This is a genomic window from uncultured Leptotrichia sp., from assembly GCF_938036635.1.
In the GTDB taxonomy this organism is placed as follows: domain Bacteria; phylum Fusobacteriota; class Fusobacteriia; order Fusobacteriales; family Leptotrichiaceae; genus Leptotrichia; species Leptotrichia hongkongensis.
Map to the genome: position 1 here is coordinate 1 of NZ_CALHQO010000440.1, position 8,425 is coordinate 8,425.

Below are 8,425 nucleotides of genomic sequence, written 5' to 3' on the forward strand. Positions count from 1 at the left end.
ATAAATTTAAAATATTAATTTTTTAGGAGTGAGAAAAATAGTTATAGATAAAAGAAAAAGTGTAATGCTTGTAATGACTTGTATTATTTTTATGATGACTTACTCAAGCTTAGCGGGAACCCCTACTTTTAGTCGTAAACTAAGTATTTTTGTAGATGAAAATAATTTAAGCCATGAGGACATTTACGATTTAATTGTGAAAATCAATCAATTCAAGAGCAGAGATAATAAGCAGTTGGCACAGGAATTGAAAAAGATTGGAAAAAGAAAAGAAAAAGAGAAACAAAACAATGATTTATTTTTATCATTAGAAAAAAATCAGGATATTATATTTTCTAGGGATGGAAATTGGCAAAAAATAGATAAAATTTCTAAAAATAATCAGAATATTTATGTTTTTTTTATGAAAAGAAATGAAAATAACTTGAGAATACGGGAATAAATACCAAATGTTTTATAACCTATAAAAATAAATTAAAGAAAGGAAAGATAAAATGTTAAAAAAAATAGGAGAAAAAATATTTGGAACATCAGATGATAGAGAAATAAAGAAAATGCAAAAATTGGTAAATAAAATCAATGAAGTTGAACCACTTTTTGCGAAATTGACAGATGAACAATTGAGCCATAAAACAACAGAATTTAAAAAAAGATTAGAAAAGGAAACATTAGATGACATATTAGTAGAAGCATTTGCAACAGTTAGAGAAGCTTCAAAAAGACTTATGGGAATGCGTCACTATGATGTTCAGCTCATAGGTGGAATGATTCTTCACAAAGGAAGCATTGCGGAAATGAAGACTGGGGAAGGTAAAACTTTGATGGCGACACTTCCAATCTATTTAAATGCTTTGACAGGTAAAGGAGTTCATGTCGTAACAGTTAATGACTATCTTGCTAAACGGGATAGAGATATTATGGCAGGACTTTTTGAGTTTCTAGGATTGACTTCGGGAGTAGTTGTTGGAAATATTACCCCAGAGCAAAGAAAAGAGGCATATAACTGTGATATTACTTATGGAACAAATAATGAATTTGGATTTGATTATTTGAGAGATAACATGGTTGGAGAACTTGAAGAAAAAGTTCAGCGTGGACATAATTATGTTATTGTCGATGAGATTGACTCAATCTTAATTGATGAGGCAAGAACGCCACTTATTATTTCAGGAGCTGCTGAAGAAACTACAGAATGGTACAATACTTTTGCTGAAGTAGCAAAAGTTCTTAAGAGAAGTTATAAGACAGAAGAAATTAAGGACAAAAAAAATACTGTAATTCCTGATGAAGACTGGGAAGATTATGAAGTTGACGAAAAATCGCACACAGTTACAATTACTGATAAAGGAATAAAAAATGTTGAAAGAATACTAAAAATTGATAACTTATATTCACCAGAGTATGTTGAACTTACGCATTTCTTGACACAGGCTTTGAAAGCAAAAGAGTTATTTAAGCTAGATAGGGATTATATTATTAATGATGATAATGAAGTTATCATAGTTGATGAATTTACAGGACGTCTTATGGAAGGAAGACGTTATTCAGATGGACTACATCAAGCAATTGAAGCAAAAGAAAAACTAGAAGTTGCTGGAGAAAATCAGACTCTTGCAACTATTACATTACAAAATTATTTTAGAATGTATGAAAAACTGTCAGGAATGACGGGGACTGCAAAAACAGAAGAAGATGAATTTAAACAAATTTATAATCTAAAAGTTATTGTAGTGCCTACAAATAGACCTGTTGCCAGAGTTGATTTGCCAGATGTTATCTATATGAATAAAAAAGCAAAGTATAAAGCAATAGCAAGAAAAATTGAAGAACTTTATGAAAAAGGTCAGCCAGTTCTTGTAGGTACAGCTTCAATTCAGCATTCAGAGGAAGTATCAGCTTTACTGAAAAAAGCAAGAATACCGCATGAAATATTAAATGCAAAACATCATGAAAGAGAAGCTGAAATTATTGCACAGGCTGGACGTTTCAAAACAGTAACAATCGCTACAAATATGGCTGGTCGTGGAACAGACATAAAACTTGGTGGAGATGCAGAATCTTTTGCAACAAAAGTTGCTGTTAAAGGAACACCTGAATACGAAGATGTATATAAAACTTATGTAAAAGAATGTGAAGAAGACAAAAAACGTGTTATCGAAGCTGGAGGATTGTTTATTTTAGGGACAGAAAGACATGAAAGCAGACGTATAGATAATCAGTTGAGAGGGCGTGCTGGACGTCAAGGAGATCCTGGGACATCAGAGTTTTATCTTTCATTAGATGACGATTTGATGAGATTGTTTGGTGGAGATAGACTAAAAGCAATGATGAAAATGTTAAAAATTGACGAAGATGAAGAAATTCGTCATAAACAAATCAGTAAAGCTGTAGAAAATGCACAAAAACGTATTGAAAGCAGAAACTTTTCATCAAGAAAAAGTCTTATTGAATATGATGATGTAAATAATACTCAAAGAGAAGTTGTCTACGAACAAAGAGACGCTATTTTGAAAAATGAGAATTTGAAAGAATTAATTACAAATATGATTTCAGATACTGTAGATGACATTGTAAATTCAGCTTATGTGGGTGAAGGAAATGGTGAAAAAGACTTTAATTTATTGTCTGATAAGCTTTATGAAACATTTGAATATAAAATTTCAGAAGATTTACAAAATGCTAGTGCAGATGAAATTTCAAATAAAGTCTATGATGATTTGATAAAAATTTATGATGAAAAGGAAGAAGCAATAGGACAAGAAGTCTTTAGAAGAATTGAAAAATATATTATGCTGGAAGTATTGGACACTAAATGGAGACAGCATTTGAAAGACTTGACAGAATTGCGTGAAGGAATAAGATTACGTTCTTATGGACAGAGAAATCCTATTCATGACTATAAAATTGTTGCTTTTGATATTTATAATGAAATGATTGATGCAATAAAACGTGAAACAAGTTCATTTATATTAAAACTAAGAGTTCGTGGCGAGGAGGATACAAATAACTTGACACATGAAGAAGTTTCAAATGTAAGATATGAGCATGAGGAAAATGAAATGTTAGGAGATGATGTTTCGGATAGAACATCGAATGACTCACAACGTCCACTTTCAAGAAGAGAAAGAAGAGAACGTGAAAGAAGAAATGTTTAATCAAAAACTTTATCGATTTATATTTTACAATTATAAATAAACATATAAAAAGAGTCGCTTAATTGCGACTCAATTTTTTAAACAAAATTCTTATAAATTTATGCTTTTTCTGCCATCATATCCTTAACTTTCATAAGCCTTGTGATGCTTGATCTTTCATTTTCATCAAGTTTCATCTGAATATAACGAATTGTTTCTTCAAGCTGTGGAATTGTCATGTATTCCAATGCGTTTACACGCCGTCTTGTTTTTTCTACTTCATCTGCCATAAGCTGACATGCCTTTTCGGTTTCTGCCAGTTCCAGCAAGTCTTTCATTACTCGATTCAAGCCATCAACAGCATCATCTAAATCAGCAGATGTTTGAGCATATCCGTAAGGATAAGATACTTCTGCATTTTCCATATCTCTATTAAAAGTCATTGTTGGTACAATTACACTCATTACATTTTTAGTTTTTATATTTGCTAAAAGTTTATCTTCCGAATATGCAATAGCATTTTCTAGCATTTCATCAGACATTACTCCTCTTGCAAGTAAAAAATCCTTAAATGAATTTTGTAATTTTCCTTCCACTTCTTCACGCAATTTTCTATTCTGTTTTATTAAAATAATAAATTGACGCATAAGTTCGTCTTGCTTGTCCTTTAACAGTTTATGTCCACTTTTAGCAGTTTTTAGACGTATCTTTAAACGGCTCAGCTCCATTCTTGTAGGATTTACATTTAATCTTGCCATAGTCTATTCATCTCCTGCAGGCAAATATTTTTCCAAATATTCGTCTCTAATTCTTTTCAACTCTGTTCTTGGTAATATTTTTAGTAAATCCCATCCTAAATTTAAAGTGTCTTCAATAGTTCTGTTATTATCAAACCCTTGAGCTACATATTGTTCCTCAAATGCAGTTGTAAATTTAACAAATGCCTTATCAGTTTCAGACAATGCTGATTCCCCTAGGATTACAGCCAGCTCTTTCGCTTCCTTACCTGTTGCATAGGCTGCAAATAATTGGTTCATTGTATCTGCATGATCTTCTCTAGTTTTTCCTTTTCCAATCCCTTTATCCTTTAATCTTGAAAGTGATGGTAAAACATTTATTGGAGGCATTAAGTTCTGTTTGTATAAATCTCTTGACAAGATTATTTGCCCCTCTGTAATATATCCAGTCAAATCTGGAATCGGATGTGTCTTGTCATCTTCTGGCATTGTCAAAATTGGTATTTGCGTAATTGAACCTTCACGCCCTTTAATTCTTCCTGCTCTTTCATAAATTGTAGATAAGTCAGTATACAAGTATCCAGGGTATCCTCTTCTTCCAGGAACTTCTTTTCTTGCTGCCGAAACTTCCCTTAACGCTTCACAATAGTTAGTCAAGTCAGTCAAGATTACAAGTACGTGCATTCCTTTTTCAAATGCCAAGTATTCTGCACAAGTAAGTGCCATTTTTGGTGTAGACAAACGTTCAATTGCAGGATCGTTAGCCAAGTTCATAAATAATACCGCCCTGTCAATTGCTCCTGTTTTTACAAAATCTTCTGTAAACGTCTGAGCTTCTTCAAAGGTAATTCCAATCGCTCCAAACACTACTGCAAATTTTGAATCTGTTCCCAAAACTTTTGCCTGTCTTGCAATTTGAAGTGCTAATTCTGCATGTGGAAGCCCTGAACCAGAGAAAATTGGTAATTTTTGCCCTCTAACAAGGGTGTTTAGTCCATCAATCGCAGAAACTCCCGTTTGAATAAATTCTGACGGATAATCACGTGCAACTGGATTTATAGCCGTTCCATTTATATCCAATGTTTTTTCAGGAATTATTTTTGGTCCATTATCTTTTGGTCGACCCAATCCATCAAATACACGCCCTATCATATCTTCTGATACTCCAAGTGACAAAGGTCTACCCAAAAATCTTACTTTTGAATCCTTTAAATTAATTCCAGCTGAATTTTCAAATAGCTGTACTACTGCCTTATCACCATTTACTTCAAGTACACGTCCACGACGAAGTTCGCCGTTTTGTGTTTCAATTTCAACAAGTTCCTCGTATTTTATTCCTTCAACACCTTCAACAACCATCAACGGCCCTACTATTTCCTTGATAGTTTTGTATTCCTTAAGCATTTGCTACACCTCCTTTATTTACAAGTTCATCAATTTCTTTTTCCAATTCTTTTGCTATTTCTTCAATTTTATCTAATTCTGCTTCAGGTAAATATTTTGCTCTTGCAATTCTTTCTCTTACAGGCATTGCGATAATTTCACTTAAATACGCTCCGTTTTCAAGCCCTCTTAATCCTTCATCATAGAACTTCAATACTAAGTCAAGCATTTTATCCTGTTTTTCAAGCGAAGTATAAGTATCTGATTCCATAAACGCATTTTGCTGCAAGTAATCTTCTCTTATTGATTTTGCAATTTCAAGTTTAAGCTGATCTTTTTCTGACAAAGTGTCCTTACCAACTAGTCTAACAATTTCCTGTAGGCTATTTTCTTCTTGTAGTAATGAAATTGCACGTGCTCTATTTTTAGAAAATTTAGGCCCTACATTCTGATCCATCCAGTTATCAACTTTTCCTTGATACAATGAGTATGAATTTAACCAGTTAATTGCTGGGAAATGACGTCTATACGCTAGATTTGCATCTAATCCCCAGAATACCTTAACAATACGAAGTGTAGCCTGAGATACTGGCTCTGAAATATCTCCACCTGGAGGAGAAACCGCTCCGATAACTGTCAATGCCCCTTCTCTTCCATCCTGTCCAAGACAAATTACTTTTCCTGCTCTTTCATAAAATTCAGCAGCTCTTGAACCTAGATAAGCTGGGTATCCTTCATCCCCTGGCATTTCTTCAAGCCGTCCAGACATTTCCCTAAGAGCTTCTGCCCATCTTGAAGTAGAATCCGCCATTATTGCCACAGAGTATCCCATATCTCTAAAATATTCAGCAATTGTGATTCCAGTATAAATACTAGCTTCTCTGGCTGCAACTGGCATATTTGAAGTATTTGCTATAAGTACAGTTCTTTTCATTAATGATTGTCCAGTTTTTGGATCTATAATTTCTGGAAATTCCATAAGAACGTCCGTCATCTCATTTCCACGTTCTCCACATCCTACATAAACTATAATTTCAGCATCTGCCCATTTAGCCATTTGGTGCTGTACAACTGTTTTTCCAGATCCAAAAGGTCCTGGCACACATGCAGTCCCACCTTTTGTTACAGGGAAGAATGTGTCAATTACTCTTTGTCCTGTAATTAACGGAGCTTCCGGGTTTAATTTTTGTTTATATTTTCTTCCACGTCTTACTGGCCATTTTTGCATCATTTGAACTTCTACTTCACCTTTTTCAGTTTCAATTACTGCAATTGTGTCAACTACTGTGTAACTACCACTTTTAATAGCTTTCAAAGTTCCTTTAATTCCTGCTGGAACCATAATTTTATGATTTACAACAGAAGTTTCCTGAACAGTTCCTAAGATATCTCCAGTTTCAACTGTTGCTCCAACAGATAACACAGGCTCAAATTCCCATTTTTTCTCTCTATTTAAAGGTTTTACTTCTATTCCTTTTTCCAAAAAGTCTCCTGCTATTTCCTGATATTCCTTTAGCGGACGTTGAATTCCATCAAACATCGCTTCAATAAGTCCAGGTCCCAACTCAACACTCAAAGGCTCTCCAGTTGTGAAAACCTCTTCTCCTGGCCCAATTCCTGATGTTTCTTCATATACTTGAATCGAAGCCTGATCGCCTCTCATTTCAATAATTTCACCTATCAATTTTTTCTCCGAAACTCTTACCACATCATATACATTGGCATTTTCCATACCTTCTGCAACAACAAGAGGTCCAGAAACTTTTATTATTCTTCCTGTTTTCAATGAATTTCTCCTTTCGTCTAAAATATATTAGATCCTATCGCTTTTTCAACATACTCATCTATCTTTTTAAGCCCAATTCCTAAACTTCCCTGATTATTCGGAATCAAAATAACAGCTGGAAGCACTTCACGGTTGTATCTTTCAATGGTATTTTCAATTAATGCGGCAATTTGTTCAGTCACAAAGATAATTCCATAGTCATTACTTGCCATCTCATCAATCGTACTTCTTGCCTCTTCCTTTGTAACAACAGGATATACATCAATTCCTAGTGCCTTAAACGATAAAATAGAATCCTTATCTCCAACTACACCTATTTTATGCATAAGTTTCACGCAACCTTTCCCTTATTTTGTCTGAACTTATGTTGTTTATCTTGCTTACCATTATCATTCTAACTGCATTGATTTCACGCTCTTTTGCAACTAGATATGTGAATAATGGCTCTGGTCCAAATACAACATATTTTGATTCTTTATTTAATTCCATCAGGTAATTATCTGAAATTTTTTCAAGTTCTGACAATCTTTTTGTTTCACTAAATGCTTCTAATCCTTTTACTAGATATGACCCCAGTTTTTCTTTCTTAAACTTATTCAAGATAGTGTCTGTATTATCATTTATTGATGCAACAATTTTATTTTTTGAAATTGTCCCACCTTCAAAAATAACAGTTTCCAGAAATCTTGCATCACGTTTTTGCTTCTGAACCCTAAATAGAGTTATCATATTTTGAAAGTCTATCAATCCTTCTACATAATCAGTAATCACTTTTACGTCGATTTCCTTTGCAAGCCTTGATAGATTTCTAAAATAATGTTTATCTACAATTATATCAATTCTCTGAGGATTATGATTTTCTTCAAAATCCTTCTGAACTTCATCAATTGCTTCCATTATTTCTTGTGGCAAGTCGTTGCTTTGTGATTCAAATTTCACCTTAAATTTACTAGCATCAATCGTTCCAGCCTGCATAAGCAAACTTGAAAAATCTTTTCCTGTTATTTTGCTTTTTAACAACACTTTTAAATTATGATAATCATATTTAAGAGATAAAACATCAACAATTCCAGTGTTTTTTATCATATTTCTTACAATTGAAAATACACGTTCAGTTTCTCTTTTTAAGATTATTTCATAATCTTGGCTTCCATGAATATCAGCCATATCTTGAGAATATTCTGTTTCTCCCAGTAATTTTAGCACTTCTTCGGGAGTCTGGGCTTCTATCATTCGTTCCAGCCTATTTCTAGTCAAAAGCCTTTTTTCCAGTATTCTAATAGTTACGACACTTTGTCCGTAATCCATTCTATCCATTTTTTTCTCCCTTTAATTACAAATTCCAGTTAATTATAAAATTTATTTTATAAAAACAGTCATAAAAC

At 33.3% G+C, this 8,425-nt stretch carries 7 protein-coding genes; 2 read left to right on the plus strand and 5 right to left on the minus strand.

Annotated features, from left to right (window positions below; all coding sequences use genetic code 11):
* The first annotated feature begins 28 nt into the window (after nt 1-28).
* Complete coding sequence (locus Q0370_RS08780; RefSeq protein ID WP_299574742.1) at nt 29-442, plus strand: hypothetical protein; 414 nt, start codon at nt 29-31, stop codon at nt 440-442.
* A gap of 52 nt (nt 443-494) precedes the next feature.
* Nucleotides 495-3,155 (plus strand): preprotein translocase subunit SecA, encoded by a 2,661-nt coding sequence (secA, locus tag Q0370_RS08785; protein ID WP_299574745.1) that lies wholly within the window; start codon nt 495-497, stop codon nt 3,153-3,155.
* A gap of 98 nt (nt 3,156-3,253) precedes the next feature.
* Here secA and Q0370_RS08790 read toward each other — a convergent pair whose 3' ends face one another.
* From Q0370_RS08790 to Q0370_RS08810, 5 genes are read right to left on the minus strand one after another with little or no spacing between them, the layout of a single operon-like run.
* Complete coding sequence (locus Q0370_RS08790; protein WP_006803745.1) at nt 3,254-3,892, minus strand: V-type ATP synthase subunit D; 639 nt, start codon at nt 3,890-3,892, stop codon at nt 3,254-3,256.
* A gap of 3 nt (nt 3,893-3,895) precedes the next feature.
* Entirely contained in the window at nt 3,896-5,275 is a 1,380-nt protein-coding gene (locus tag Q0370_RS08795; protein WP_021769345.1) for a V-type ATP synthase subunit B, read from the minus strand.
* Nucleotides 5,268-7,040, minus strand: coding sequence for a V-type ATP synthase subunit A (locus Q0370_RS08800; protein WP_299574756.1), 1,773 nt, complete (start codon nt 7,038-7,040; stop codon nt 5,268-5,270). The genes Q0370_RS08795 and Q0370_RS08800 overlap by 8 nt, the downstream gene beginning before the upstream one ends.
* A gap of 17 nt (nt 7,041-7,057) precedes the next feature.
* The gene (locus Q0370_RS08805) at nt 7,058-7,366 is read right to left on the minus strand and encodes a V-type ATP synthase subunit F (RefSeq protein ID WP_147005310.1); all 309 of its coding nucleotides are present in this window, start codon (nt 7,364-7,366) and stop codon (nt 7,058-7,060) included.
* Nucleotides 7,359-8,357, minus strand: a complete 999-nt coding sequence (locus tag Q0370_RS08810; RefSeq protein WP_299574759.1) for a V-type ATP synthase subunit C — start codon at nt 8,355-8,357, stop codon at nt 7,359-7,361. Before Q0370_RS08810 ends, Q0370_RS08805 begins: the two co-directional genes overlap by 8 nt.
* Nucleotides 8,358-8,425: the final 68 nt, after the last annotated feature.

What these genes read in the sequence shown, in the direction of transcription:
- secA (WP_299574745.1), top strand. Translation starts at nt 495, where the DNA reads ATGTTAAAAAAAATAGGAGAAAAAATATTTGGAACATCAGATGATAGA.
- Q0370_RS08790 (WP_006803745.1), bottom strand. Translation starts at nt 3,892, where the DNA reads ATGGCAAGATTAAATGTAAATCCTACAAGAATGGAGCTGAGCCGTTTA.
- Q0370_RS08795 (WP_021769345.1), bottom strand. Translation starts at nt 5,275, where the DNA reads ATGCTTAAGGAATACAAAACTATCAAGGAAATAGTAGGGCCGTTGATG.
- Q0370_RS08805 (WP_147005310.1), bottom strand. Translation starts at nt 7,366, where the DNA reads ATGCATAAAATAGGTGTAGTTGGAGATAAGGATTCTATTTTATCGTTT.
- Q0370_RS08810 (WP_299574759.1), bottom strand. Translation starts at nt 8,357, where the DNA reads ATGGATAGAATGGATTACGGACAAAGTGTCGTAACTATTAGAATACTG.